This window comes from Gemmatimonas sp. (assembly GCF_041689975.1).
Classification (GTDB): Bacteria; Gemmatimonadota; Gemmatimonadetes; order Gemmatimonadales; family Gemmatimonadaceae; genus Gemmatimonas.
In genome coordinates, this window is sequence record NZ_JBDNFF010000300.1 from 23,817 (window position 1) to 50,169 (window position 26,353).

The window sequence follows — 26,353 nt, forward strand, 5'->3', positions numbered from 1 at the left end:
TATCGGTTAGATTTTACAGGCTAGCCCGGAGTTCCCCGGCAGCGATGTTCGACGTACTACCCAGAGGAAATGGCCAAGCCCAAGCTTCGTCCGCGTCGTGACGCCATGGTGCCCTCTCCGTATCAGGAGGCCCGTGACGAGCTCTTCCAGCAGATCATGCAGTGTGGTGTGATCGGGTGTCACCCCGACGACCAGAAGGAGTGGTTCGACGGCACGATGGAGTATCTCACGGGTCGGTACCCGGAGATCAAGGCTCCTGAGATTGCCGAACTACGCACGTTGGGCGAGCGATTTGCCCAGCCGACCAGGAAGCAGGCGCAGGAAGCGGCTGCGGTCTGATTGCTTCATCCGGCGCCGGACCCAACGGGCCCCGGTGTCCAGATCATCCTGACATATCTGCCTCAGCTGCTGCTGACGCACTATACGAAATACATCGAACGCCTCCTCCGGGAGGCGTTCGTCGTTTGTATCGTGCCGCCAGCACTGGATCAGCAGCACTGGATCGGTGCAACTGGATCATCCGAACAGATCACACAGAGAAAAAGAGAAAAAGAGAACCGCTGCGCGTTGAGGCGCTATTATCCTTTTCTCGTGGTCTGATCAGTTCTCGCGGCGCCGCTCAGCGTACCCGCTCGCGCCAGAGCATCAACGTGTAGTCCACCGTGGCGATCAGGCCGAGCACGCCCACGAGGATGACTAGCGGATCGACGGTGGAGGGCGCCAGGAGGACGGCGATGAACGTGAGCAGTTGTAGCGCCGTCACCACCTTGCCCAGCGGCCGCGCGCGGAAACGGATGGGACGTAGCCAGCTCACGTTGCGGGCTGTGAACCAGCCGATCAGCGACATGATGTCACGAAAGAAAATCACAACCGCCTGCCACACCGTGAGCTGATCGCCCACCACGTAGGCAATCACCACGCACAGCACAAAGAAGCGGTCGGCCACGGGATCGATCAGTGCGCCATAACGGGACACCACTTTGGTGCGACGAGCGATCCACCCATCGAGAAAGTCGGTGAGCGAGGCCACGCCGATCAGGGCCAGTCGTACCGGGACGGCATCCATCGCCAGAAAACCCACCGCCAGCACCACGCGCGATGTGGATACCAGGTTGGGTACCGTGAGAACGGTCGGAGTCTCCGTGTGGGCCATGTCGAAAAATACCGACGACCGGGGTCGGGGTGCCAGCGACGCCGCGCCCCGTTTATCGTGCCCGCATGACAGATCCGCTTGCACTCCTGGTGCTGGGCGTAGCGTTGGCTGTGCTGGCGTGGGATATCGCGCTCGCCGGCTGGATCGCCGCCCGCCGTGAAGCACCGCGGGTCTTCACCAATCTCACCGCCTTTTGCGGACTGCTGGTGGCGCCTGCCCTGCTCGTCGCCGTCGCCACGGGCACGGAGACCGGCGCACGAACGATCTCAGGTATAACGTGGTTGATGCCGATGATCGCCTGTGCCTTCGTGCTGCAGGTGCTCTACTCTCTGCTCTCGCGTTTGGTGTCGGTGGTCGTGGCGCTGCCGATCCTGCTGTACGATGTCGTGATCGCCGTGATAGCCATCGGCGACTATCTCGCGTCGCAGCACGGCGTCGCCCCGCTGCCGTTGCAAGCGGCGGTGTCGGCTCGCGATGTCATCCTCGGCATGACTGCGGGACGCGCCGCACTCGTGTCACCACTCGCCATGCTGGTGCCCATGATTGCGCCGGCGTATCCGGCCCGTTGGAGGCTCTCGGGTGCCGCGCGCGCGCTACTCGTGCTCGCGGCGACCGCGCTGGCCACGCTGCTGGCGCTCGAGTGGCCCCGCGGCATTGCAGCGGTCCGCAGCTATGAGACCGCCTACGCCGAACCGATGCAGGCGCGACCCTCCGGTGACTTCGTGATCGGCATGCGGATCTTTCCCGTACTCGACGGTGCACCGCCAGCGCGTGCCGTGCAGGCCGACCGGCGTCTCATCGAGCAACTCGCGCCGGAAGTGGTGCTGGTCGTGATCGATGAAGACGGCTGGCGGGGCGGCGCGCTCGACTCGTTGTCGCGGGTGCTGCAGCCGCTGCGCGACGACAGCGTGCAGATCGCCGTGGCCCTGCGCATCGCGCGCGGCGTGGCCGCACCAGACGACGCCGAGCGACAGGCGGCCGTGGAGCGGGTGCTGCTTCGCATCCGACCCGATGTGATCTTCCCGGGACTCAACGACCCACTGCCGTCCATCCTCGGCACCACACCGCGTTCATCCGATTGGTGGCGTGCGCTGCTCCTGCGGAGCGCCGCCACCGTGAAGCGCGTGCGTCCGCGAACGCTGATGGGCTGGAGCGCGTCGCGACTCGATGCCACTGACAGCGCCGTGTACACCTGGGCATCGATGCCGTCGTCGCCTGTGGCACTGCTGGGTGCCGTGTCGTTTCCGTCGTTCTCCGGATTGCCAGCGGTCGATGCGCGACTGCGGGCATTCGATCGATGGCATCAGCGCGCCGTGACCCGCGGCGGAGGCGCGCAGCCGCATTGGCTGGTCACGGTGGGTGGACTTCCGCATGCCCATGGCGATGCGGCGCAGCTGGCGGCGATTCGACACGCGCTCGCGTGGGGATCGCGTCGCGCCTGGGTCAGCGCGGCAATCATCGGCGAGCCAGCCGACTATGACGGATGGGTGGGACTCCGCGCCGCCAACGGCCGCATTCGGAGCAGCGTACCGGCGCTGTCTATCGCCGCGCGTCAGATGCGAGACGTGCGACCTGTGTTACCGCCCTGAGCTTACACTGCCATCCCGCGTACGACGCCTTCGGCCATGCGCGACGGATCGAACGATGCGCGCGCCATGCGTAACACGTCGTCGCCCTGCACCGCCGCCAATCGATGAACGACTTCGTGTCGTTCGTGGAGTCCTTCGCCGAACAGCCAGGCGTCGACCAGCTCGCCCAGCACACTGCCCCCCGACTGCTGCGCAATGGCGTGGGTGCCGATGAGATAGCGCCGCGCCCGTTCCATCTCTTCGTCGTTGGGGGCGGCTTCGCACAGTTTTACAAACTCGCCCAGCAATCCGTTGCGTGCTTCTTCTTCGCGCGACGGAGACGTCGCGATGTATGCCGCGAAGGCACCACCGGCGCGGCGCTCGATAGGGAACGCGCTCACGGTGTACGCCAACGATTGCTTGTCGCGCAGCTGTTCGAAGAAACGTCCACCGAGTCCGCTCGCGACCGCCGACAGCACCCGCGCGGCGAAGCGATCGTCGTGGTAGCGCGACGGCCCCGGAAACAACATCGCCAATGCCGTCTGCTTCTTCGTGCGCTCCTCGTGCAGCACGTGCGCCTGGTCTGGCCACGGCACCAGCGCCGGTGCGACTTCGTCCTGCCAGCGTAGTAGCGGAAACGCGCGTTCGATCACGTCGGCCGCATCCTGTGGAGAGACATCGCCCACCACCGCGATCACCGAGGCGCCGCGCGCGATGTGATCGGCATGGAAGGCATGCACGCTTGCACTGTCGACTTGCGCCAGCGAGGCTTCCGTGCCGATCACCGATCGCGCATACGGATGCGCTCCGTACGCCGCGATCGACGCCAGACGCATCGGCCAGCGATACATGTCGTCTCGTGCACGCGTCGCTTCTGCCAGCGCGAGCGCGCGCTCGGTGTTCACCCCTTCCTCAGGGAACACGGGATGCTGCAGCACATCACCCAGCAGTTCCGTGGCCGCGGAGAAGTGCCGCACCGGCACCGACATCGTCCATCCAGCACTTTCGAGGGCGGCGCTTACGCCGATGCTGCTGCCCAACTCCTCCGCGAGCTCCGCGATGCGGGCGCCGCTGCGCCGCTCGGTGCCCTTGAGCATCGCCTGCGCGGTGATCCGCGAAAGCCCCTCGAGTGACGCCGGCTCCACGCACGAGCCACCGCGCTGAATTACGCCCACGTTCACGAGTGACGATCCCGGCCGCGGCAGGACGAGTACCGGCACGCCTGAAGAGGTGCGATACACGTGCACGTCGCGCTCCACGCGTTCGGCGCGCAGGCCCACGTGCACCGCCGGTGCCCCGATCACGTCACCGACCGTTTCGCCGATCACATCACTGGACAGCGGCGTGAGCACGTCGGGATCGGCCAGCACACTGCTGCCCTGCCCTTCCACGGCCCGCAGCATCTCGCGTAACGCCGCTTCGTGCTCCGCCAACGGCGCTGCGCCGTTGGGACGATAGGAAATCACCGCGACCTGTTCGGGATCGAGGTGGGTCTCGAGCGCGTTCTGCAAGTCGCGCGGCGCGAGTGACAACAGCGCGTCGTAGTAGCGACTGGCGAGATCGAGCCCCCCCTCGGCTTCCCACGACGCGAGGTAGGTGGCCTGACCGTCCATGCTCTCGAGCCGTCGCAGCCATCGCGCCTCGGTGATGCTCTGGGCTCGGGCCACCTCGCTACGTCGGAAGCCCTGTGTGCGCGCCGCCTGCAACTCGCGCCACAGGTAGCGCGTGGCGGTGAGCGCATGCACGGCCGGCGACTCCGTGTGCGCCACGAACACGCCGACATCACCGGCCGTGTAGTCCCACGCCGACACCGAGGAGGCCAGTTGACGCTCGCGAATGGCGCGATAGAAGCGCGACGCGCGTCCCGATCCGAGTGCGAGGCCGGCGAGGTCGAGCGCCGGCGCGTCGGGATGTTCCAGTGACGGTGTGCGCCAGCCGAAGGCGACGTGTTGTTGCGCGATGTCACCACTCCACTCACGCAGGCGGAATCCCGGCGGCGCCACTTCGATCGGTCCGGGCTCGCGCGGCGGCGTGCCGTTGTCCAACTGCCCATGCCGCGATGCCACTTCACGGCGAACCTCGTCGATGTCGACATCGCCGACGATGGAGAGCACGGTGTTGTCGGGGCGATACCAGCGCTTGTAGAACGCCATGAGCTGCTCACGCGTGAGCGCGCGCAGCTCGGGTTCATTGCCCATGCGCCAGCGCCGGATACGATGCCGGTCGAACAGCGTGGCGTATAGTGTCTCGATGGCCATTGCCGACGCCGTGTCGCGCTTGCGCTTGGTCTCCTCGATGATCACCTCGAGTTCACGCGCGAGCTCCTCGGCGTCGATCACCGATCGCGCGTAGGCATCGAACTGAATCTCGAGTCCCTGCCGGAACGACGACGACGGCAGCACCGTGTAGTATGTGGTGTGATCGTAGATCGTGTGCGCGTTGAGATAGCCGCCGTTGGCCTTCGTTTCGCGCGCGATCTGTCCCACGCCGCGCGTGGGCGTGCCCTTGAAGAACATGTGCTCCAGCACGTGCGCGATGCCGACCACGTCGTCGGATTCGTCGAAGTAGCCGACCTTGACGTGCGTCACGATGGCCACCACCGGCGCCGACGAATCGCGCCGGACGAGCAACGTCAGGCCATTCGGAAGAACCTCGCGAACGGTCTCATGATGCAGCGCGAGCGCATCGCTCGGCCGCTGAATACGTGTGGTCATCGTGGGGGCAAAGTCGGATAGCCCAAACCGGGCACAGGCATCGGGAGCGGCATGGCGGCGACACAGCGGGACCAGTCACCGGGTCCGGCGCGATCGGTCCACCGACGTGCCTCGTCGAAACGACTGAGGCGGAACAGTGCGCAGCCCAGAAATCCCTGCGCGACGCGATCGGTGGGATCGAGCTGGAGCGCGCGCACGTAGAAGCGACGCGCAATTTCAGGCTGACCCTCGGCCAGCATGACCGACCCGAGTTCGCGGGTGGCGAGCGCGCTGGTGGGGGCGATGCGCACAGCGGTGGTCAGGAAGCGACGCGCCCGCGGCAGATCGCCTTCTTCGCGCGACATACGTCCAAGAAAGACCAGCGGACCGGCGTCGTCGGGATGCCGTTGTGCGGCCTGCGCGAAGGCGGTGCGCGCCACCTCACGGGCACCACGACCATACGCCGCCACGCCGTCGCGATACGCGCGACCTGAGCGCTGGGACAGCATCCACCACGCGCCGGCCGCGATCACGAAGACGGTGACCAGCACGCCGATGATGAGTCCCGGCGGCACGCGCCGCGACATAGGCGTAGGCGTATCGGATACGCCGGCGGCATACGGTTCGCGCGGAGCCCGAGGATCGACGCCGATCGCAGGTATGCCGATCGCGGGCATGTCATGCACGGTGGGGCGGAGTGGCGCGTCGGATACCGTCGAGCGATTCATCTGCACCGCGTGTTCGAGCGCGGCCAACGCCTCGCGCAACAGGGTGCGCTCCGATTCACTCTCGGCGGGACGATCGGAGGCGTCGGCCCACGTGAGTAGCGCCACCAACGAGTGTGCATCACTGAGGTTGAGCGCGCCCAGGCGGCGTGCCTCACCGATCAGCGCCTGTCCGCTGAGCTCTGGGCGCGTCGTGATCGCGCGCAGCACCTGCTGGGCACTCCCCCACACACCCGGGGCCGGTGTGGTACTCTCGGGGCCCAACACGAAACGCGCCGCGTTGAGCGCGGCGCGTGCGTCGGAAGTGGTCGGTTCGAATCCGGTTGTCATATCATTGCATACCCGTCGTCCGTGACCATGTTGCGGTCACCGCGCCAGGCCCCGCCGACAGGACCACACGCTAACGGTCGATTCGGAGCATACCGGCGTCGGCACCGCCGCGCAGAAACGCTTCAGGTGCGTCGGACGCGACCTGCTTCCCGGTGGCGCCATAGTAGCGCCGCGCCTCGGCGGCCATGTATTCGTCGAGGGGGCGACCGGCGTCGCGCGCGTCGCGCAGCGCCCGCACGATCTCCTCCCAGGTGCCCTCGAACACGCTACCATCGCGCATGATCACGCGGTGAGAAGTCTCCGCCGCGAGCACGTCGGTGGAAGCAGGCTCACCCTGCTCACCCTGGTGTTGGTTCACCAGACCGGTAAGCAGGCTGCCCAGTGCCTCGAGTTGTCCTTGCGCCGCGGGAACTCCCTCGGCGTCCTGTTCCATCATCGACTGCTCGACTTCTTCGAGCAGGTCGTCAATGTCATCGGTCTCGCCGGCCAACTCGACGAGTCGAGCTTCCCATGGCTTCAGTTCGCCATCGGTGTCCTCGAGCTTGTACACCGACTTCTTGAGTTCGACCAAGCGCCAGATGCCCAGTTCGTCCCAGTGGTCTTCCGGTTTGGTCTTCTCGAATTCCACCAGCGCCTCGTCGAGATCGTCGGCATCGTACATCAAATTCGCGAGATAGACGCGTGCTTCCACAAGCTGCGGATCAAGGTCGAGCGCGCGGGTGAGCGACGCGACCGCCTCCGCGTCGCGTCCCATGCGGTGCTGCGCGTAGCCAACGCAAGCGACGGCCTCTGCCGAGTCGTCCGCGTGCGCCACGGCACGATCGAAATACGTGAGTGCGGTGTCCACGAAGCCTTCACGGAAGAGCGCGCGCCCGATCTGGAGCATGAGATCGACGTCATCGTCGTACCCCAAGGTGACCGTTTTCTCGAACGCGCGAAGTCCTGCATCGAGCTGACCGAACTTGAGCAGCACCTCGCCAAGACCGGCTAGGGCGTCCTCATGGTCGGGATCAAATACCAGCGCTTCCTCGAAGCTGCGTCGAGCCCAGGCGTACTCCTCCCGGGCCAGCCGTGCGTAGCCGAAACCGACATGGAGCTCGACGGCATTCGGATACAGCGCGATGGCTTCGCGCAACAGGGTGAGCGCCTCGTCGTAGTTGCCCTCGTTGTAGAGGGCGTGGGCGCGCTCATCGTATTCCTCGGAACTCAGGAACGGGGTAGGCATTGTCTCTCAGACCTCCGGAGCGAGCGGGTTACCGGATAATACCGTGCGCCTCGTGCTTCGTTCACTCGTGTTGCCTCGTCGAGCCCTTCACCTGCACCTGCACCTGCACACAGTCGACTCATAACGGGGCCGCTTCGACACGCGCGGCGGCCAGCGCCACGGCGATTCGACCCGCCAGCGTGGCGTTGTTCTCGAGCAACGCCAGATTGGCGACCACCGATCGTCCCTCAGTGCGTCGCTGAATGTCGGCCAACAGAAACGGCGTGACGGCCGCCCCGCATACGCCGGCCGCACGTGCGGCGGCCAGCGCCGCATCGGTGGCGTCGTTCACTACGTGAGCCGGCAGGGCGCTGCCCGCCGGTGGCGGCTGCACCACCAGCATCGCGCTGCGGCATCCCAGTGCGCGATGGGCCAGCCATGCCGTGGCAATCTGGTCAGGTGTATCGAGCGACGCCGTGAGCGCGAGGCCGGTGTTCATCGAGAAGAAACCGGGCAGCTCGCGCGTGCGATACCCGACCACGGGGACGCCCAGCGTTTCGAGACGTTCCAGCGTGGCGGGCAAGTCCAGAATCGACTTGGCGCCGGCGCACACCACGATCACCGGGGTGTGCGAGAGGGCGACCAGGTCGGCGGACTCGTCGAACGGCGCGTCGCGATGGACGCCACCAATGCCGCCGGTGGCAAAGACTTCGATGCCGGCCAGCATACACAAGGCGAGGGTGCCGGCCACCGTGGTGGCTCCGTCGGCATGCTGTGCGATGGCGACACCCAGATCGCGTGACGACACCTTTCGCACGCCATCGCGGGCCAGAAACCGCTCGAGATCTACGGGTTCGAGCCCGAACGACGGTACGCCTTTCACGATGGACGTGATCACCGGGGTCGCCCCAGCGGCCTCGACGGCTGCGAGCATTCGCTCGGCGGCGTCGCGATTGTGTGGCGGTAACAGTCCCTGCGCGAGCACCGAGCTCTCGAGGGCGACGACAGCGCCTCCGCTGGCGAAGGCGGCCTCGATGACTACGGTGCTACGCGTGCGCACTCGGCTCTCATGCACACCTCGAGTCTACAGCGCGAACCTCGAGGTCGCAACGTCGACCGCACAATGATTTTGTCAGGCGGTTGCGTCGTCGAACTCGAGCACCGCGATCGGGTACGCAGTGTTCGAGTACTGCTTGCGCAGTTTCCTGGGCGGATGATTGGTCGGCGCATTTATCGTCTCTGAGTCAGGGGGCGTGAATGATCCGGGAGGACATGGTCAGGTGGTGCGTTCGACGCCCGCTTAAGTGACCGTGCTATGCACCCCGGCAAAGGCCTGCCAGGCACCGGTGGCGAGAATGTCATCCATCGCCGCCACGCATGCCTCCAGCTCGGCATCAGTCGTGTAGAAATGCGGTGCCACACGAATGCCCGCGCCCGGGCGATAGTCGATGACCACATCGCGCGCGAGCAAGGTTTTAGCCACTTCGGCGGCATGCGGCACGTCGAACGCCACCGTGCCGCCGCGCCGCTCTGCCGCGCGCGGCGCATGCACCCGCCAGCCTCGCTCGTCGGCCATCGCGATCAATTGCGTGGTCTGCCGTATGCTCTTGGCGCGAATGGCGTCGAGTCCCGCCTCGGCAATTATGCGTGGCCCTTCAAGACCAGCAAACAGCGCGGGCACCACCGGCGTGCCACCGAGCCAGCGCCAGCCGCCCGGCGCGTACTCCATGGTGTCGGCGAAGGCGAACGGCGCGCGATGCGCCTGCCATCCGGTGAGTGCCGGGGCCAACTCTGCGCTCGCCTGAGGCGACGCGTACAGAAAACATCCGCCGGGTCCGCCGCACAACCACTTCAACACGCCACCGCAGAGGAAGTCGGTACCGATCGCTTGCACATCCACCGGGATCACGCCCACGCTGTGATACGCGTCGAGCGCGACCAGCGCCCCCACCGATTTCGCCTTCGCACAAATCGCCGCGGCATCCATGATGTACGCCGAACGAAAGAGCACATGCGAGATCGCCACGAGTCGCGTGCGCTCAGTGATCGCGGCGAGGATCTGGTCGAGATCGATCGCGATACCGTCGTCGCTGGGCACCACCGTGACGCGCGCGCCAAGACGCGGGGCAAGCGCATCATAGGCGTAGCGCACCGACGGAAAGTCGAGCGCGGTCATGACGACTTCGTTGCGCTCCACGGGAAAGTCGATGGCCGAGAGAATGCTGCTCATCGCTTGTGTAACCGTGGGCACCATGACCACCGTACCGGGAGCCGCGCCCATCAGCGGTGCGATCTCGTTGCCCATTTTCACCGGCAGTTCCCACCAGCCTTCTGCCCACGCGCGTACCCCACGCGTTTGCCACTGCCGCGCGTAGTCGCCGAGATGGTCGGTCACTGCTGCGGGCATGGCCCCGAGCGAATTCGAGACGAGATAGGTGGACGTCCCGAGGATCGGGAAGGCGTCGCGGAATCGGAGCAGCGTGTCGGAAGCGGTAGTCACGACTCAAGGATAACGCGTGGAACGAGTCGCTGCAGGTGTCCCGCTGGCCCATGCAGCCTGATCGTTGCGCGCCACGAGTGGCCTCTCGGCACGATCGTTGCTGAGCAGGGGGTTGCTGTCTTCCCACTCAAAACACCGGAGATTACATGGCTCATCGCTCCCGCACCATCATTTTGGCAGCCCTCGCCACGGCCCTGATTCTGCCGTCGATTGGCGCTGCGCAGGATATCGCGCCGCTGACCGCCCCCGCCGCGCCGACGCTCGTGATGGCGCCCGCGACCGTGAGTACGCCGGCTACCGCGCCGTCATCCATGATGCTCGACAGTGTGATCGGCCCTCTTACCACCGCGCGCGCTGTGGGCCTGCAGCGCTATGTCGCCGATTCGGCGACGGCGCCGATGATGCACATGAAAAAAAGCCGTAACAGCAGCGTCACGCTGATGGTATTCGGCCTCGCCACCCTGCTCGTGGGCACCGTGGTCGATGGTGATACCGGCACCGTGATCATCTTGACCGGCGCCGGCATCGGCCTCGTGGGCCTGTACCGCTATCTCAACCAGTAGCCGGTAGCGGAGCGGTGTGTGTCTGGCGGGCCGCCGTGCGGCGTGCCAGACGAGCCTCCCGGCGTACTTCCAACCAGCCGTACAGCACGGGCAGCACGAACAGCGTGAGCACGGTGCTCGTGATCAGTCCACCGATCACGACGCTGGCCAACGGTCGCTGCACTTCGCTGCCCGGACTCGTACTGACGGCCATCGGCACGAAGCCGAGGCTGGCCACAAGCGCCGTCATCAGCACCGGGCGCAACCGATCGGCCGCTCCCATCAGAATGCGATCGAGCATGCGCTGCTTGTGCTCGTCAGACTCGTGACGAAGATGATTGAGATGCTCCACCATGACCACGCCGTTCAGCACCGCGATGCCGAAGAGCGCGATGAATCCGATGCTGGCCGAGAGATTGAGATTCAGTCCCCGCACCCAAAGCGCGGCAATACCACCGACTAGGGCGAAGGGGACATTTAGAAGTACCAGTAGCGCCTGCGGAATGGACCGGAACGAAAGGTAGAGCAGCCCGAAGATCAGCAGCAGCGCGCTCGGCACCACGAGCGTGAGGCGCGACATGGCGCGCTGCTGATTCTCGTATTGACCGCCCCACTCGAGGAACACACCGGAGGGCAGCGTGATGACGCGGGCGATGCGCGCGCGAACTTCCTGCACGAAGCTGCCCAAGTCGCGTCCACGCACGTTGCTGAGCACCAGCGAACGCCGTTGCGCGTCTTCGTGGCCGATCATCTCGGGACCGGTGGTCGTCTGGAAGTCGGCCACGGCCGCAAGGGTCACCAACTCTCCACCCGGTGCGCGAATGGTGAGTCGCGACAGGCTCGCGGCATCGGCCCGCGAGGCCTCGGGGAGACGCACCACGATGCCCACGCGTCGGAAGCCGTCGATCAATTCAGCCGCCACCTGTGAGCCCATGGCCAGCTCAATGGCGTCACGCACATCGGCCACCGAGAGGCCGTACTGCGCTAGCGCTTCTCGCTTGATCTCCATGCGCACCTGCCCGCTGCCGTCGGCTATCTCCACGGCCACATCGGCACTTCCCTGAACGCTGGCCACGATCTCGCGAATGCGCTCCGCGATCGACTCGTTCTGGGCGAGATCAGGGCCAACCACCTTAATGCCGAGGTCGGTCTTGATGCCGCTTTCCGCCTCGTCGAGGCGCATGGCGAGTGGCTGGGTAAATGCCACCCACAATCCAGGCACCGCACGCAGCGCCGAATCGAGCGCCGCCACCAATCCCTCCGAATCCTTCGCCGTGACCCGCTCGCTCCGCGGCTTGAGGATCACGTACATGTCGCCTTCGAACAGACCCATCGCCTCGGTCGCGAGGTCGGGGCGACCTTCCTTCGTCACGACGGTGACAACCTCCGGAAACTGCTTCACGATGCGCTCGGCCGCCATCGACAATTTGGTGGCATCCTGCAGCCCGACACTTGGCAGTCGGCGCGTGGTGATCAGAATCGAGCCCTCGTCGAGTTTGGGCATGAACTCGGTGCCGATCTTCGATAGCGAGCCGACGGCAATCACGACCAGGACCACGGCCGTGATGAGCAGTGGCTGCGGGCGCGCCATCACGCCCGTGAGCGCACGGCGATATCGCTCGGTGAGTTTCGTAAGCCACGGCGCTTGGGTGACCTCGCTGTCACGGAGCGCCCACGATGCCACGGCGGGCACGTAGGTGAGCGCGAGGAACAACGAACCGAGCACCGCACACACCACAGTGAACGCCATCGGCTTGAACATGCGGCCTTCCATTCCGTCGAGCGTGAAGATCGGGATGTAAACCGCCACGATGATGGCGATGCCGAACAGAATGGGTCGACCCACCTCGACTGCTGCGCGTTCGAACAGTCCCAACCGATTCGTATCGCGATGCGATTCCATGCGCCGGATGAAACTCTCGATCATCACGATCGAGGCGTCAACGATCAGCCCGAAGTCGAGCGCGCCAAGGCTCATCAGGTTCGCCGAGTAGCCGAAGATCCCCATGCCAATGAAGGCGATCAGCATCGAGATCGGAATCACCGACGCCACGATGAGCGCGGCCCGCACATTGCGCAGGAACAGGAAGAGCACCGCGATCACGAGCAAGCCACCTTCCACCAGATTCCGGACGATGGTGCTCGTGGTGCGCGCGACGAGATCGGACTGGTCATAGTACGGTGTGACTTTTACGCCCGGGGGCAGCGCCTTCTGAATCTCGGCCATCCGCTCGCGCACCAGCTTGATCACTTCGCGCGAATCGGCGCCCTTGAGCTTCAGTACCATGCCACTCACCACTTCTTCCTTGCCGTCGTGCGTCACGGCGCCATTTCGCGGCAGCGCACCCAGCACCACGGTACCGATATCGCTCACACGCACGGGCGCACCGAGGTAGGCACCGACCTGCACGCGCAGCACGTCGTCGGTGTTCTCCACGCGGCCGAGGCCTCGCAACGTGTAGCGTTCGCCGCCTTGCTCGAGGTAGCTGCCACCGAAGGCCAGCGTGTTCCGGGCGAGCGCCGCGTGCACGTCGGCGATCGTGAGGCGACGCGACGCCAACTTCACGGGATCGACGATCACTTCCACGCGCTCGGTGAGTCCGCCCCACGAGTTGACCTCCGATACGCCCCGCACTGTGCGCAGGCGCGGACGTATAGTGTAATCGTGCAACGTCTTGAGTTCGGTCAGCGACAGCGAGTCGCTGGTCAGCACGTACTGATACAGCTCACCCATCGGCGTCGACACCGGCCCCAGCGCGGACTCCACACCGGCCGGCAATGCGCCCTTTGCATCGTTCAACCGTTGCTGTACGAGCTGTCGCGCGAAGTACACATCGACGTTGTCCGGGAACGGCACCGTGACCAGCGAGAGACCGAATTTCGAGACAGATCGAACGCCTTCGGCATCCGGCACGCCCATCAGCGACGATTCAATGGGATACGTGACCAGCCGCTCCACTTCCTCCGGTGCCATGCCGGGAGCGACCGTGATGACTTCAACACGTGTGCCAGTGAGATCGGGAAATGCATCGAATGCAATGTGTTGCAGCGCGTACAGTCCCGCCGCCATCAGTCCCAACGTGATGCCGACAACGATGCCGCGACGGTGGAGCGCAAAGTGAATCAAGGCTTTCACCGGCCTACTCTCCGTTTGGAGAACGACGCTTGATCAACTCCGCCTTGGCGATCGCGGCACTGCCGGAGATCACGCGGCGCCCCGGTGAGACCCCCGACAGAATCTCCGTGCGGTCGCCGGCACGTCGCCCCGTCCGAACACGCACGGCTTCGATGTGCAGCCCTTCCCCACGCTGGTCGGCCACGACAACGACGGTATCGCCCTCCAGCGCCTGCACCGACGACGACGGCACGACGAGGGTCGGCGCGCCCGCGCGTCCGGAGATCTCGGCCTGCACGAACGACTCGGCGCGTCCACCGCGCACACCGCTCTTCGGGACCGCGATCACTTCAATGGTGCGGGTGAGCGTGTCGACCGTCGGCGCCACGCGAGTCACCGTGGCCGACATCGTCGTTGTCGGCGACTCGGTCAGCGCGAAGCTCACCGTTGCTCCTATCTGGACACCCTCTGCCGCCTCGGCACTCACGTGCATCTGCAATTGCAGCCGATCGGGATTGCCCACCGACAACAGCGGTGTGCCCGGTAACACCACCGTGCCCGGCTGCGCTTCGCGCGCGGTAATCACGCCGGCAATCGGTGTCCGAATGAGCACGTCATGTTCATCCGCCAGCGCCGGCACACTGCCCTTGCCGACGAGATGGTCGATCATCGCGGCCGCGCGATCGCGTTCGGCCACTGCCTGCGCGTAGGTTGCCACCGCGACGCGCTTGGCCACGTCGGCGCGCTCCACCTCGGCGCGCGACATCGCCTTGGCGTCGAGCAGTCGCCCCGCGCGATCGGCGGTGCTGATGGCCAGATCGCGTTCCGCTTCGGCCGCCGAGAGCTTCGCGATGGCGCCGGCCAGCGCCCCGCGGGCGTCCATTATCTCGTGACTGTGAATGAGTACCAGCACCTGCCGCGCCTGCACGCGGTCACCCACGCGTACGAGTACGTGCGTGATACGACCCTCGGTGATCGACCCGATGGTCTCGAGCGCGCTCGGATCAAGCATCAGACGTCCCGGCACGGTCACGGCGGACTGCCATGGGACCATGCGCGCGGTGTCATAGGTAAAGCCGCCGATCGCGACCGCTTGTGCCGAGAGCGTGGCGGTATCGGCGGTCGGCAGGGCCGCCGCGCCGTCCGCGGCTTCCGCCGGCGTACCGGCAGCGTCTGACGATCCGCCACAGGCGACGAACAGCGTGCTGCCGAGCAGAATGCCGGCGGCGGCGAGTCGACGGGACAACGGGAATGGGCACGTCGAGGGCATGATCACGATCCGGTCGTCAGCAGGGTGGAGAGCACGGGTAAGTCGAGCGGACTGGAGTCGTCCAGTCGCGCGCCGAGGGCGCGCTCCAACTCGAGACGGGCCAGCCAGGCGTCGCTGGCCCAGCGGAGGTGCGCGTTCATGGCGTCGGTGGCGGCACGTTCGGCATCGAGCAGCTCGGTAAGCGTGGCGTGCCCTTCGCGATATGCGATCCGCGCGATGCGCGCGATCTGCCGTCCGCGGGCGTCGAAGGTCGACGCGGCCGGCGCGGCCTCGCGCGACGTGACGTAGGCCCGCCAGGCGGCACTCACACTTCCCTGGATCTGATTCAGCATGTCGTCGCGCAGCGCCTGTGCTTCCGCGTACTCACCACGGGCCCGCTGCCGCGCGGCGTCGTTGCGATTGAAGAGCGGGAACGGCATCGCGAACCCGATCTGGCCTGTCATGAAACCGCCGGTCTGCTTGGATCCCCCTTGCAGCTGCATATCGCCGATCAGACCGCGACTTTCGGCCGTGTACCGCCGCTGCGCTTCACGCAGCGCCGATTCGCGGGCTCGCACTTCCGGACGCGCCCGGAGCGCGATCGTCTTCACAGTGCTGCTGTCCGGCGCGGCCGGCATGGCCGGCGCGGCCAGCACCGCCAGCATCGGCAGCGCCTGTGCCGAGACGCCAATCGCCCGGGCCAGCTGAGCGCGGGCGCGAGCAGCGTCGCCGGTGGCGGTGACCAGCGACACGCGGGCGCGATCGGCCTCAAGCTGGGTACGCAACCCAACGGCTCCCGAGACCAGTCCCTCGCGCAGGCGGGTGGCATCGACGTCGGCGATCTCGGTGAGCGCCTCCACCTGACGACTGGCAACGGCGAGGGCACCGTCGGCGGCGGCCGCGTGCAACCAAGCCCGGGCCACTTCGATCTCCGCGTCGCGTCGCTCGGCCACCGCGTCGGCCCGCACCCGCTGGCGGCCTGCCCCACTCGCCTGTCTGAGAGCGAGCCGTCGGCCGGTGAGGTCGAGCGGGATATAGGCCGTCGCGAAGATGTCGGGCTGCAAGGAGCTCCCGAGATTCTCACGACGCCACTCGATGCTGGGGTTGGGCCACTGGCCGGCTTCCCGCACGCGGCCGGTGCCGGCCAACTCGCGCGCGTCGGCGAGCTTGCGAAGCGGTCCACTCTGTCGCGCCTGTTGCAGCGCGCCGGCCAAGTCGAGCGGGGCCGCTTGCGCCCACGCGCTCGAGGAGGGGGCCGCGACCATCGCCAGACACGTCGAGAGGGCCACCAACGCCGATGTCGGCACCATCCGCGGAGCTGCAAATTTGTTCATGCGCCAAGGTACCATGGATGTATGAACGTTCCATGAATGGCCCGAGCATCACACCTGCCCTGAGTCGGGCCGGTATTGTGACGTTCGTTTCACTCCGGTTTCGGATTCCCTCAAGTCGAAACGGGCTGGAGCCGATGTAACCATTGTGGCGTAGTGGTCCCGCGCCGTGCAAATGACCTCAGCTCTCTGCCCTGTGCCCGCACCTACGCCTGCCTTCTCACACGCGGTGATCGACGTCGATCACCAGGCGCCCGATCCCCTCACCTTGCTGGTTCGTGCGTACGAACGCGCCATCCGCGCGTGCGAAGCGTTCGACCACAACGGTTCGCGGGAGGCGATAAGTGTGCTGCGATGCGCACTCGAGCTCGACTCTCCCGCATCCAAGAGCTTCGACGCGTTGTACGCGTGGTGCGAAGAGTCGGTGGACTACCATGACTTCGTCGGCGCCGCCCAGTGTCTGCGCTCGCTCCGGGACGCCTGGCGTCGCGCGGCGCAGCCCAAGCCCTCCACGTTCGCACCCTTCCGGGCAGGTCAGCAGGTCTGCTGAGGGCTGATCATCGGCTCGTCAGTTCGTTGCAAGCGGCACGCGCACCTGCACCAGTGTGCCACCACCAGCGACGGTACTCACCGCGATCGTACCGTGGTGCTGCCGCACGATCCAGGCGGCGATCGCCAGTCCGAGTCCGCTGCCGTCGGGACGTTTGATGCGAGCGGCGTCGCCTCGATAGAACCGATCGAAGACGCGCGTACGCTCGTGTGGCGGAATACCGATGCCGTCGTCTTCGACGTCGAGCAGCGCGGCTCCATTGTCGGGCCGCACACGTACGCGCACCGTGCCGCGATCCTTGCCGTAACGAATCGCGTTGTCCACGAGAATGCTGACCAGACGCGGCAGCAGTGAGGCATCGCCAAGCACGGGCGACTCTTCGAGCAGACTGTAGTCGAGGGTCATGTCGCGACGCTGCGCCTCCGGTTGCCACCGCGGCAATTCGTCGGCGACGATATCGTCGAGAAACAGCGACTCGGCACGTATCGCGGCCTCCTCGCCGGCAGCATCGGCACGCGCGAGTTGCAGCAACTCATCAACGTGCTGCGACACATCGCGCAGCTCCTGATCGATCGCGCGCAGCACGGTGGTATCGTTCGGCGCGGACGGCGCCAACATCGCCACCTCTACGCGCGCGCGGAGCCGAGCGATCGGCGTGCGCAACTCATGCGCCGCATCCGCCAGGAACTCGCGTTGCTGGGCGAGGGCGCCGTCGAGCCGATCGAGCACGGCGTTGAAGCGAAGCCCAAGCCTTCCGAGTTCATCGGTGGGATCGTCGATCGGCAACCGCGCGCCACTGGCCGGCGCAATGCGTGCCGCGGCGTCGGCCATGCGAACCACGGGGCGTAAGGTACGACCCGTAAGCCACCATCCTGCCACGGCCGCGCAGAGCACCAGCAACGGAATCCCGACCCCGAACCAGCGGTCGATGCGCGCCTGCAGCGCCATCACGTTGGCCTCGCTGGCGTCGACTTCGATATCCCACTTCGGCGCGAGTTCCGGATCGAGCGCGAAACGCACCGTACGCACGGGGCCCGGTAACGGGCGACGCGCCCGACGCACCGGGGCGCCGACAGTCTTGAACAGCGCACCATCCGGCTTGCGAAGGCGAATCGCGCGATCTTCGAACACCAACTCGCCGGCGATGTGAGCGAGCGTGGCTTCCACCGTGAGATACTCCTCGATCTCGACGCGAAAGAACTGTTGCACGAGACCCGCCGACGCGTGCACCGACTTGTCGAATTCGCGCTGCAGCGTGGCGCGGAGTGCGTACCGCAACGTGCCCGCAGCGCCCAGAAGCACGAAGAGTAGCGTAGCCGCGTACAAGGCCGTGAAGCGCAGGCGGATGCGTGGGCGCTGCGGTTCCCCCGGGAGCGACATCACAACCGCGACATCACGCTTTGGGTACCGCCATCCGATACCCTGCCCCGCGCACCGTGGAGAGCAACGGCAGCTCGTCGGGGCCGTCCACCTTCTTGCGCAGGCGCGCGATGTACACGTCGATCACGTTGCTCATCGGATCGAAGTTGTCATCCCAGGCGTGCTCGCCGATGTACTCGCGCGTGAGCACGCGGCCGCTGGCGCGCATGAGGACCTCGAGCACGGCGAACTCCTTGGTGGTCAGCGAAATCACACGCGCGCCGCGCTGCCCCTCGCGGGTAGCCGGGTCGAGCACCAAGTCGCCGACCTGCAATAGCGTGGGCGCGGCGTTGTCCGGACGGCGCAGCAGCGCGCGGACCCGGGCCACGAGTTCGCCCATCGCGTACGGCTTGACAAGGTAATCGTCGGCGCCGAGATCGAGACCGGCAATGCGATCCTGTACGCCATCGCGGGCGGTGGCCATGAGTACGCGCGGCGCGGGAACCTTGGCACGGAACGCGCTGCACAGGGCGAATCCGTCGTCGTCGGGCAGACGGATATCGAGGATCACGGCGTCGTAGGGGCTGACGGCCGCGAGTTCACGGGCCATCTTCCCTGTGGCCGCCGCGTCCACCGCGAACCCCGACGCCCGCAGAAAGGCCGTTGCGCTTTCCCGAAGCGTATCGTCGTCCTCTACCAGCAGCACTCGCATACCGGAGAATGTACCGCGTGGATGACGGCAGCATGAACGGCCGGCCGAACGGCAACCCGAACGGCCACGGAGCAGAGCGCGAGATCGACCGCGACGGGCCCGCGATCGGGTCCACGGGCACGTTCACGTCGGCGTTCACCGCCACCGGTAGCGGCAGTGGCCCGCGCATTCGCCCCCGCATTGGCGTCGTCTTCGGCGGGGGTGCCCTCAAGGGCATGGCGCACGTCGGCGCGCTCAAAGCGATCCGTGAGGCCGGCATCAAACCGCGCCTGTACGCCGGCTCCAGCATCGGGGCCATGATCGCCGCCGCGGCGGCCAGTGGCCGCAGTAGCGAGGAGCTCACCGAGCGGGCACTCCGGTTCCGCCGTCGCGACTTGTTCCGCATCAACCACGTGGGCATGCTGATGGATCGCATGCTGTCGCGATCGATCTACCTGGAGTCGCCGCTGCGCTCCCTGTGCGACGATCTGGTTGCGGAAGGGACGTTCGAGGAACTCGAGACACCCCTCCTGGTGACCGCAGTCGATATCGAACGCGGCATCCCCTTGGTGTTCGGCCGCCCCGGCTTCCGCGATGTGCGGGTGCGTGATGCGGTGTACGCCTCGTGCGCGCTCCCCGGCTTCTTTCCGCCGGGCGTGGTGGGCAATCGCGTGTGCATCGATGGTGGCACCACTGACAACCTGCCGGTATCCATCGCCTCGATGGGCATGGATGCGCTGATCGCGGTAGACGTCGGCATCGCCGACGTGCCGCTGGCCACCGGCATCGCCGAGCAGGGGTTTGCGTCGATATTTATGCGGGCGGCCACCATGATGATGCACGAGCAGCAGCAGGCCACGCTGGACCACTGGACCACGCCGCCGCTGTTGCTGGTGCGTCCGAAAGTGTCGCACATCGGCTGGTTCAGCTTCTCGCACGTGGAGGAGCTGCTGCAGATGGGCTACGACGCCATGAACGGCGCGCTGGCGCATCTGGACACCATGCTGACGGCCCCCGGTGGCATCTTCCCGCGCACGTCGGTCGAGATCGTGGTGGATCGTGCCAAGTGCACCGGCTGCGCGCTGTGCGTGGCGCGTTCGCCAGGACTGATGGCGCTCGACGCGCAGCGCAAGGCGTACGCACTGGTGCGGGTGCATGAGTTCTCACCGGCCGACGGCTCGGTGGCGAATTGCTGTCCCGTGGAGGCGATCTCGGTGGTGCCGGTGTCGGCGGAACCTGTTCCGGTGGAAGCGGTGCTGGAGATCAGCGCGTAGGGCGGCGCGCATTCGAGCGCCCGACGGTGCCCTCTGCGCGCAGAAATCAGGTGCCACACTCCGAACCAGATAGGGCTACGGACTAGTAACATACGACCGACCTTTAGCAGCTATACCTCCCGAACGCTCACGCCGCTGGACTCCAGCTTGGAGCCAGCGGCGTTGCTTCATGGGGCAGGGGTCGAAGGCTAAGCAGTGAGTGAACGCCGTCCGGTGAGCCACAAGGCTAGGAAGCACGCGATCGCCGAGATCGCCCACACCGAGACGTATGCTCGCTCATGCGCCAGGAAGGCAACCGCGGCGCACGCGAGAGCTACCGAAGCTATTGCGTACAAGGCAGCGCGATGAGGTGTGCGAGATATCAGGAGACGAGCCCCCCACAGCAGCAAACCATACGACGTGCCGAGTAGACTTGGCATAAGCCGTGCCTCGACGCCAGATCCGCCAAGCGCCACCGCGAGAGTGACCGCAAGGAGAAGCAACGCGTTCAGAAAAAGCACGAGCGCGAACTGCCTAGACTTTCGGGGTGTGTTGATCGGCTCTGTCATGTCAACGCCTCATGGATTCGTAGTATTGGCGCATGCGTCATCAGATGCATTGCACCCAGGAATGCGTGACGAAGTTTCCGTATTGATCGTAGCCCCACGACGTGTTCCAATTGCAGGTCAACGAGCCACTGGGCCACCCCCCACCGCTCGCGGTGCCGCTCCCTCCTGGTTCGCCGCCGCTGCCGCTGCCATTCGATCCACCACCGCCGCCGGAACCCGACTCGCAGGATCCATTCGTCATGTATCCACCGTCGAAGCAGTAGGGATGAAGCGCCGTACACTCGAGGTACTTGTTTTCGGTCCACACAACAAGGGCGAGCGAGGCGAGATAGGCTAGCTCGGCGCCGATAAATGCAGGGCAAGAGATAAGGACCACCGTACATGCAGCCGCAGTCGTGCCGGCGAAGATACCAGCTACGATTGACGCACTCGCTGCAGCCGCCAACGCCTGCTCCCACCCCGCGCAAGGGTTGTCCTCTACCGCCTGTGCGTGAAGCTGATCTGGTAATACGAGATTGGCGAGTCCATTCAGCAACCGCGAGGTTAGGCGTTGCTTTTCGAGCTGGTCCGCAGCCGTCAACTTGCTGGCGATGTCCAAGCCATGAAAATCTGCCCTCAAATCTGTCTGGACTTCACCGCGTTCGCCGATCCGTACGATTCGCCCTCCGGTGGGCTTACCGTCGCGAAAATCACTAAATTCGACGAACTGACGGACTCTCCCATCTACCGTTACGATCATGCCGAGAGACGGGCCACGCACGATCTTAGGATTTTTACCGTGTACATATCGACACGATGACCCTCGATGTCGCGTCGGAGCACACGCTCTGTCGGCAGCATGAGTTCCTGAAACGGCAGACCGCCGCGATCAATTGCGCGTGCTTGGTTGCCGAATAAAGGCAACTCAGGCGACTCACCGCCCACCCGGGTTCGGCCAGTCGCAGCACCGAATTGCAAAGCTGTGACACCAACTGGTGCTGAGCCGCCGCTCTCAGACGAGATCTTCACACTTGCGGTTCCGTTCCGTTCTCGGATGACGCCGTTCTCAGCGAAGTCTGGAACGCTAAAGGAAACACCTCCGGCAGCCTCAAAGACACCACGGCGAGGGAATGATTCCGCAGCGGCGATTGGCGTCTCAGAGCACGCGAACAGGACGGAGACTAGCAGAATTCCAATCGATTGCTGCTTTCGCGAAAGACCAACCATCCGCGTCGGCCGAGACTGTGTGAGAAGCATGAAGCGGCCGAGCCGCTTTTTTAGGGGGGCAACTGCATTTCTTGCAAACTCCTGCTTTTAAGGGTCGATGCATGACCGCCGTGATTTCAGCAGCGGTCGACAGGCATCGTGCATTGAGCGAGGCCTGATTGCCTCGCGCGCTTTAAGAACCCGGCACTAGTGCGCCCGTCGCTCAGCAAGGCGATCATAGCACCTAGCGCCCCAAAGTCATCGGACACGGCGGGCAACAACCGGATACCATGGGCAAGAACGGGCCGTTCGCCAAAGAATTCTGGGCCGAGTCGCAAAGTGGGCCGAATTCGGCGATCCACCCTTCCCCTCGCCTTCCCGCCCCCGTCGCCCGATATTTCCAGTAGCCTCGTCGGAACCGGTCACCGCAGCGAATGCGGCGTCACGGCGCGATGAGTGGCTCTGTCCAGCAACGCGTGCGGTCGACCCCTGGGGAAAGGCCCGCGCAGGACCAACCCTTCCATGTCGCATCCCAATTCGTTCGGCAGCCGCGCCACCCTGTCGGTGGGCGTCCGTCAGTACGCGTACTTCCATCTCGCCGCCCTCGATGCGCTGCCGGGAAGCACCTCCTCTACGCTTCCGTTCTCGTTGCGCGTGCTGCTCGAGAACCTGCTCCGCGGTGAAGACGGCGCCTTCGTGAAGCGCGCCGATGTCGAGGCGCTCGCCCGCTGGGACGTGAAGGCCGCCCTCGACAAGGAAATCGCCTTCCGCACCGCCCGCGTGCTGCTGCAGGACTTCACCGGCGTCCCTTGCGTCGTGGACCTCGCCGCGATGCGCGACGCCATGGTCGCCCTCGGTGGCGACCCGACCAGAATCAACCCGCTGCAGCCTGTGGACTTGGTGATCGACCACTCGGTCCAGGTCGACGAGTACGGCACTGACGCCGCGCTGCTCATCAACACCGAGCTGGAGTTCGAGCGCAATCTCGAGCGCTACCAATTCCTCAAGTGGGGTCAGACCGCGCTCCACAATTTCCGCGTGGTTCCGCCGGGCACGGGCATCTGTCACCAGGTCAACCTCGAGTACCTGGGCCAAGTGGTATTCACCGCCGTTGACGGCAACGCCGATGGCGCCGAAACGCTGGCCTATTGCGACTCGCTGGTCGGCACCGACTCGCACACCACCATGATCAACGGCCTGGGCGTCATGGGCTGGGGCGTGGGTGGCATCGAAGCTGAAGCGGCGATGCTTGGCCAGCCGGTCAGCATGCTGATCCCGGAGGTGGTGGGCTTCAAACTGCACGGCAAGCTGCCGGCTGGTTCGACCGCCACCGACCTGGTGCTCACCTGCACCGAGATGCTCCGCAAGAAGAAAGTCGTGGGCAAGTTCGTGGAGTTCTACGGCACCGGTCTCTCCAGCCTCGCGCTGGCCGACCGCGCCACGATCGCCAACATGGCCCCCGAGTACGGCGCCACGATGGGCTTCTTCCCGGTGGACGAAGAGACGCTCAAGTATCTGCGCCTGTCGGGACGCAGCGACGAGCAGGTCGCGCTGGTGGAGGCGTACACGAAGGCGCAGGGACTCTTCCGCACCGACGCCACACCCGACCCCGTGTTCACCGACACGCTGGAGCTCGACCTGAGCACGGTGGTGCCGAGCCTCGCTGGACCCAAGCGTCCGCAGGATCGCGTGCCGCTCTCGCGGAGCAAGGCGATGTACCGCGAAGCGCTCGCCGCGCAGCGCGCCGCGAATGGCATGGCCAACGGCAACCCCGCGGCAACGATGGTGGCTGAGGGCGGCCCCGCCGATCCGTCTGGCGTGGTGGTCGAGTATCGCGGCGACACGTTCACGCTGGCCGACGGCCACGTGGTCATCGCGGCCATCACCAGCTGTACCAACACGTCCAACCCGAGCGTGATGCTCGCGGCGGGCTTGCTGGCAAAGAAGGCGGTGAAGCTCGGCCTGAAAACGAAGCCGTGGGTGAAGACCTCGCTGGCGCCGGGCTCCAAGGTGGCTACCGACTACTTCATCAAGGCCGGCGTGATGGATTCGCTCAACGCGCTCGGCTTCAACGTGGTCGGCTACGGCTGCACCACGTGCATCGGCAACTCGGGGCCGCTCCCCACCGTGATCAGCGAAGCGATCGACGCGGGTAAGCTGAACGTGGCGGCGGTGCTGTCGGGTAATCGCAACTTCGAAGGCCGCGTGAATCCGCAGACGCGCTTCAACTATCTCGCGTCGCCGCCGCTGGTCGTGGCGTTCGCGCTGGCCGGTCGCATGGACATCGACATGGCCACCGAGCCACTCGGCATCGGCCGCGATGGACCGGTGTTCCTGCACGACATCTGGCCGTCGGCACAGGAGGTGGAGGACACGATTCTGTCGAGCGTGAAGCGTGAGCAGTTCACCACGCAGTATGCCAATGCCTTCCTCGGCGACAAGCACTGGCAGGCCATCGAAGCCAGCACCGGTGCGCGCTACGGCTGGCAGGCCGATTCGACGTACGTGCAGAACCCGCCGTACTTCGAAGGCATGACGATGACACCGCCGGGCATTCGCGCCATCACGAACGCGAAGGTCCTCGGCATGTTCGGCGACTCGATCACCACCGACCACATCTCGCCGGCCGGTTCGATCGCCGGTGCGAGCCCGGCCGGCAAGTATCTCCTCTCGCTCGGCGTCGAGAAGAAGGATTTCAACTCGTACGGCGCGCGTCGCGGCAATCACCAAGTGATGATGCGCGGCACGTTCGCGAATATTCGCCTCAAGAACGAACTGACTGACGGCAAGGAAGGCTGGTGGACGGCGACCGCGCCGGGCGCCGAGCCGGAAGCACTGTACGATGTTGCGATGGCGCGTCAGGATTCGGGCGTCGCGCAGATCGTGATCGCCGGCAAGGAGTACGGTACCGGTTCGTCGCGCGACTGGGCCGCCAAGGGCACGATGCTGCTGGGCGTGCGGTCGGTGATCGCGGAAAGCTTCGAGCGCATTCACCGCAGCAACCTGGTGGGCATGGGTGTGCTACCGCTCGAATTCGTGGACGGCGAAACGCGTCAGTCGCTGGGGCTTACGGGCTTCGAGACGTTCGACGTCGTCGGACTCGATGATACCCTCACGCCGCGCGCCACGCTCACCGTGAAGGCTACGGCCGCCGACGGTTCGGTGCAGTCGTTCAGCGCACGGTGCCGCATCGATACACCGGAAGAGATGCAGTATTACAAGAACGGCGGGATCCTGCCGTATGTGCTGCGAAGCTTGGTGGGGAAGTGACGGGTGAGCCGGTGAGTCTTAATCGTCTTTCCCATCTTTGTTCTTGTCTGCAAACGCCCGGAATGCACCCCGGATGTTGTTCTGCACCTGCGCCCGCACCTGGCCAGGCATATTTGCCACGGCTGGTGAGTACAGCCCGCCCGACGCGCGCAGGAACCACGCGCTCAGGTCGATCGTGACCGTCACGTCATCACCGCCGGTGCCGACGACGAGCGGCTTCGCGAGCGGCACGGTGAGCTTGGCGTTCACAGCATTCACGAAAACGAAGGGCGTGCCGTTGAACGTCCCCTCGAGGCGCAGGCTGAGGTCACGGAAGGCCGGATTGGCCTGACGGAAGGCGAGGTCGGCGGCGTCGCTGCTGGTGACCTTGTGCAGCCACAGGCGGATCGACGAGTACGTGCCGGCGGGCACTGTCACGGCCACGCGCGCGCCATCGGCTCCGTTCACTGGGACATCGACCAGATACGGCACCACGCGGATCGCGGCGCAACCATCGCCATCCTTGCGTTGCGACGAGCTCGATGACGACTCGTCATCATCGTCATCAGAACAGACGGCGGCAGCCGACTTGAGCTTCACATTGCGCACCACGAGCTGCGCCTTCGTGACAAGCAGGACGTCGCCGTCACGCGTGATCGTCATGCCAGCGGCGGACGTCGTGATCGTAGGCGTCGTGCCGGGCACGCTCGGCCCGCTACCGTCGACGGACGCGACCGTCCGCGCCGGTGCACTCGAGGAGCGCGCCAGCTGGAAGCCGACGCCTACGTTGTTCGCCGACGACGGGCTCGTGCCGTCGCTGCAGGCGGACAAGGCGATCGCCGCGAGGGCGACCGCGACGCCCGACGCGGTGCGCGATAGGCCACTGCGCGACGCGCGACCGGTGATCATGGACGGGAAACGCTGCATAGTCAGAATCCTCCTCAAAGTGCATCATCAGCGGCGCCGTCTGGATCATGCCACAGCAGGCCGCGCGGGTACGGAGGTAAATTGGCGAATGTGGGCCGCTCGTTCAGTGACGTAACGCACACGCTGGCGAGAGAGCCTGTTACAGTGCTGGCATAGATAC

General features: G+C 65.6%; 20 protein-coding genes. 7 read left to right on the forward strand and 13 right to left on the reverse strand.

The window, feature by feature from the left end:
- The first annotated feature begins 69 nt into the window (after positions 1 to 69).
- Both ACESNG_RS18230 and ACESNG_RS18235 read left to right on the forward strand, forming a co-directional pair.
- Positions 70 to 339, forward strand: coding sequence for a hypothetical protein (locus ACESNG_RS18230; protein WP_373064440.1), 270 nt, complete (start codon positions 70 to 72; stop codon positions 337 to 339).
- Positions 340 to 600: a hypothetical protein gene (locus ACESNG_RS18235; RefSeq protein ID WP_373070203.1), complete on the forward strand. Its 261-nt coding sequence runs from the start codon at positions 340 to 342 to the stop codon at positions 598 to 600.
- Between the two features lie 19 nt (positions 601 to 619).
- Here the strand turns inward: ACESNG_RS18235 and ACESNG_RS18240 are convergent, their stop codons facing one another.
- Positions 620 to 1,153, reverse strand: a complete 534-nt coding sequence (locus ACESNG_RS18240) for a CDP-alcohol phosphatidyltransferase family protein (RefSeq protein ID WP_373070205.1) — start codon at positions 1,151 to 1,153, stop codon at positions 620 to 622.
- Positions 1,154 to 1,218: 65 nt separating this feature from the next.
- On the opposite strand from ACESNG_RS18240, the gene ACESNG_RS18245 reads away from it, so the two are divergent.
- Positions 1,219 to 2,742: a hypothetical protein gene (locus ACESNG_RS18245; protein ID WP_373060820.1), complete on the forward strand. Its 1,524-nt coding sequence runs from the start codon at positions 1,219 to 1,221 to the stop codon at positions 2,740 to 2,742.
- A gap of 2 nt (positions 2,743 to 2,744) precedes the next feature.
- Here the strand turns inward: ACESNG_RS18245 and ACESNG_RS18250 are convergent, their stop codons facing one another.
- From ACESNG_RS18250 to ACESNG_RS18270, 5 genes are all read right to left on the reverse strand, one after another.
- Positions 2,745 to 5,435, reverse strand: coding sequence for a M16 family metallopeptidase (locus tag ACESNG_RS18250; RefSeq protein WP_373060821.1), 2,691 nt, complete (start codon positions 5,433 to 5,435; stop codon positions 2,745 to 2,747).
- Positions 5,432 to 6,469, reverse strand: coding sequence for a tetratricopeptide repeat protein (locus ACESNG_RS18255; protein ID WP_373060822.1), 1,038 nt, complete (start codon positions 6,467 to 6,469; stop codon positions 5,432 to 5,434). The genes ACESNG_RS18250 and ACESNG_RS18255 overlap by 4 nt, the downstream gene beginning before the upstream one ends.
- 70 nt (positions 6,470 to 6,539) lie before the next feature.
- Positions 6,540 to 7,694, reverse strand: a complete 1,155-nt coding sequence (locus ACESNG_RS18260) for a tetratricopeptide repeat protein (RefSeq protein WP_373060823.1) — start codon at positions 7,692 to 7,694, stop codon at positions 6,540 to 6,542.
- 118 nt (positions 7,695 to 7,812) lie between these two features.
- Positions 7,813 to 8,733, reverse strand: coding sequence for a pseudouridine-5'-phosphate glycosidase (locus ACESNG_RS18265; RefSeq protein WP_373070207.1), 921 nt, complete (start codon positions 8,731 to 8,733; stop codon positions 7,813 to 7,815).
- A 240-nt stretch (positions 8,734 to 8,973) separates the two neighbouring features.
- Positions 8,974 to 10,173 (reverse strand): aminotransferase class V-fold PLP-dependent enzyme, encoded by a 1,200-nt coding sequence (locus tag ACESNG_RS18270; protein ID WP_373060825.1) that lies wholly within the window; start codon positions 10,171 to 10,173, stop codon positions 8,974 to 8,976.
- 146 nt (positions 10,174 to 10,319) lie between these two features.
- On the opposite strand from ACESNG_RS18270, the gene ACESNG_RS18275 reads away from it, so the two are divergent.
- Positions 10,320 to 10,736: a hypothetical protein gene (locus ACESNG_RS18275; protein ID WP_373060826.1), complete on the forward strand. Its 417-nt coding sequence runs from the start codon at positions 10,320 to 10,322 to the stop codon at positions 10,734 to 10,736.
- On the opposite strand, the gene ACESNG_RS18280 is transcribed toward ACESNG_RS18275, so the two are convergent.
- Genes ACESNG_RS18280 through ACESNG_RS18290 form a run of 3 tightly spaced genes read right to left on the reverse strand, consistent with a single transcriptional unit; the run spans position 10,726 to position 16,413 of the window.
- Positions 10,726 to 13,851, reverse strand: a complete 3,126-nt coding sequence (locus ACESNG_RS18280) for an efflux RND transporter permease subunit (RefSeq protein ID WP_373070209.1) — start codon at positions 13,849 to 13,851, stop codon at positions 10,726 to 10,728. The genes ACESNG_RS18275 and ACESNG_RS18280 overlap by 11 nt on opposite strands.
- A 4-nt stretch (positions 13,852 to 13,855) precedes the next feature.
- Positions 13,856 to 15,100 (reverse strand): efflux RND transporter periplasmic adaptor subunit, encoded by a 1,245-nt coding sequence (locus ACESNG_RS18285; RefSeq protein ID WP_373070211.1) that lies wholly within the window; start codon positions 15,098 to 15,100, stop codon positions 13,856 to 13,858.
- Between the two features lie 2 nt (positions 15,101 to 15,102).
- Entirely contained in the window at positions 15,103 to 16,413 is a 1,311-nt protein-coding gene (locus ACESNG_RS18290) for a TolC family protein (protein WP_373064759.1), read from the reverse strand.
- 193 nt (positions 16,414 to 16,606) lie between these two features.
- On the opposite strand from ACESNG_RS18290, the gene ACESNG_RS18295 reads away from it, so the two are divergent.
- Entirely contained in the window at positions 16,607 to 16,960 is a 354-nt protein-coding gene (locus ACESNG_RS18295; protein WP_373064757.1) for a hypothetical protein, read from the forward strand.
- A gap of 18 nt (positions 16,961 to 16,978) precedes the next feature.
- Here the strand turns inward: ACESNG_RS18295 and ACESNG_RS18300 are convergent, their stop codons facing one another.
- Complete coding sequence (locus ACESNG_RS18300) at positions 16,979 to 18,340, reverse strand: sensor histidine kinase (RefSeq protein ID WP_373064755.1); 1,362 nt, start codon at positions 18,338 to 18,340, stop codon at positions 16,979 to 16,981.
- Between the two features lie 13 nt (positions 18,341 to 18,353).
- On the reverse strand, positions 18,354 to 19,031 hold the full coding sequence (locus ACESNG_RS18305; protein ID WP_373064753.1) for a response regulator transcription factor: 678 nt from the start codon (positions 19,029 to 19,031) through the stop codon (positions 18,354 to 18,356).
- 32 nt (positions 19,032 to 19,063) lie between these two features.
- Here ACESNG_RS18305 and ACESNG_RS18310 point away from each other — a divergent pair, with 32 nt between their 5' ends.
- On the forward strand, positions 19,064 to 20,284 hold the full coding sequence (locus tag ACESNG_RS18310; protein ID WP_373064751.1) for a patatin-like phospholipase family protein: 1,221 nt from the start codon (positions 19,064 to 19,066) through the stop codon (positions 20,282 to 20,284).
- Positions 20,285 to 20,872: 588 nt separating this feature from the next.
- On the opposite strand, the gene ACESNG_RS18315 is transcribed toward ACESNG_RS18310, so the two are convergent.
- Entirely contained in the window at positions 20,873 to 21,571 is a 699-nt protein-coding gene (locus ACESNG_RS18315; protein WP_373064749.1) for a hypothetical protein, read from the reverse strand.
- A 968-nt stretch (positions 21,572 to 22,539) separates the two neighbouring features.
- Here ACESNG_RS18315 and acnA point away from each other — a divergent pair.
- Positions 22,540 to 25,287: an aconitate hydratase AcnA gene (gene acnA, locus ACESNG_RS18320; RefSeq protein WP_373070213.1), complete on the forward strand. Its 2,748-nt coding sequence runs from the start codon at positions 22,540 to 22,542 to the stop codon at positions 25,285 to 25,287.
- Positions 25,288 to 25,305: 18 nt separating this feature from the next.
- Here the strand turns inward: acnA and ACESNG_RS18325 are convergent, their stop codons facing one another.
- Complete coding sequence (locus ACESNG_RS18325) at positions 25,306 to 26,193, reverse strand: hypothetical protein (RefSeq protein ID WP_373070215.1); 888 nt, start codon at positions 26,191 to 26,193, stop codon at positions 25,306 to 25,308.
- Positions 26,194 to 26,353: the final 160 nt, after the last annotated feature.

What these genes read in the sequence shown, in the direction of transcription:
- acnA (WP_373070213.1), top strand. Translation starts at nt 22,540, where the DNA reads ATGTCGCATCCCAATTCGTTCGGCAGCCGCGCCACCCTGTCGGTGGGC.
- ACESNG_RS18230 (WP_373064440.1), top strand. Translation starts at nt 70, where the DNA reads ATGGCCAAGCCCAAGCTTCGTCCGCGTCGTGACGCCATGGTGCCCTCT.
- ACESNG_RS18290 (WP_373064759.1), bottom strand. Translation starts at nt 16,413, where the DNA reads ATGAACAAATTTGCAGCTCCGCGGATGGTGCCGACATCGGCGTTGGTG.
- ACESNG_RS18240 (WP_373070205.1), bottom strand. Translation starts at nt 1,153, where the DNA reads ATGGCCCACACGGAGACTCCGACCGTTCTCACGGTACCCAACCTGGTA.
- ACESNG_RS18285 (WP_373070211.1), bottom strand. Translation starts at nt 15,100, where the DNA reads ATGCCCTCGACGTGCCCATTCCCGTTGTCCCGTCGACTCGCCGCCGCC.
- ACESNG_RS18260 (WP_373060823.1), bottom strand. Translation starts at nt 7,694, where the DNA reads ATGCCTACCCCGTTCCTGAGTTCCGAGGAATACGATGAGCGCGCCCAC.
- ACESNG_RS18325 (WP_373070215.1), bottom strand. Translation starts at nt 26,193, where the DNA reads ATGCAGCGTTTCCCGTCCATGATCACCGGTCGCGCGTCGCGCAGTGGC.
- ACESNG_RS18250 (WP_373060821.1), bottom strand. Translation starts at nt 5,435, where the DNA reads ATGACCACACGTATTCAGCGGCCGAGCGATGCGCTCGCGCTGCATCAT.
- ACESNG_RS18255 (WP_373060822.1), bottom strand. Translation starts at nt 6,469, where the DNA reads ATGACAACCGGATTCGAACCGACCACTTCCGACGCACGCGCCGCGCTC.
- ACESNG_RS18315 (WP_373064749.1), bottom strand. Translation starts at nt 21,571, where the DNA reads ATGATCGTAACGGTAGATGGGAGAGTCCGTCAGTTCGTCGAATTTAGT.
- ACESNG_RS18245 (WP_373060820.1), top strand. Translation starts at nt 1,219, where the DNA reads ATGACAGATCCGCTTGCACTCCTGGTGCTGGGCGTAGCGTTGGCTGTG.
- ACESNG_RS18310 (WP_373064751.1), top strand. Translation starts at nt 19,064, where the DNA reads ATGAACGGCCGGCCGAACGGCAACCCGAACGGCCACGGAGCAGAGCGC.
- ACESNG_RS18275 (WP_373060826.1), top strand. Translation starts at nt 10,320, where the DNA reads ATGGCTCATCGCTCCCGCACCATCATTTTGGCAGCCCTCGCCACGGCC.
- ACESNG_RS18305 (WP_373064753.1), bottom strand. Translation starts at nt 19,031, where the DNA reads ATGCGAGTGCTGCTGGTAGAGGACGACGATACGCTTCGGGAAAGCGCA.
- ACESNG_RS18300 (WP_373064755.1), bottom strand. Translation starts at nt 18,340, where the DNA reads ATGTCGCTCCCGGGGGAACCGCAGCGCCCACGCATCCGCCTGCGCTTC.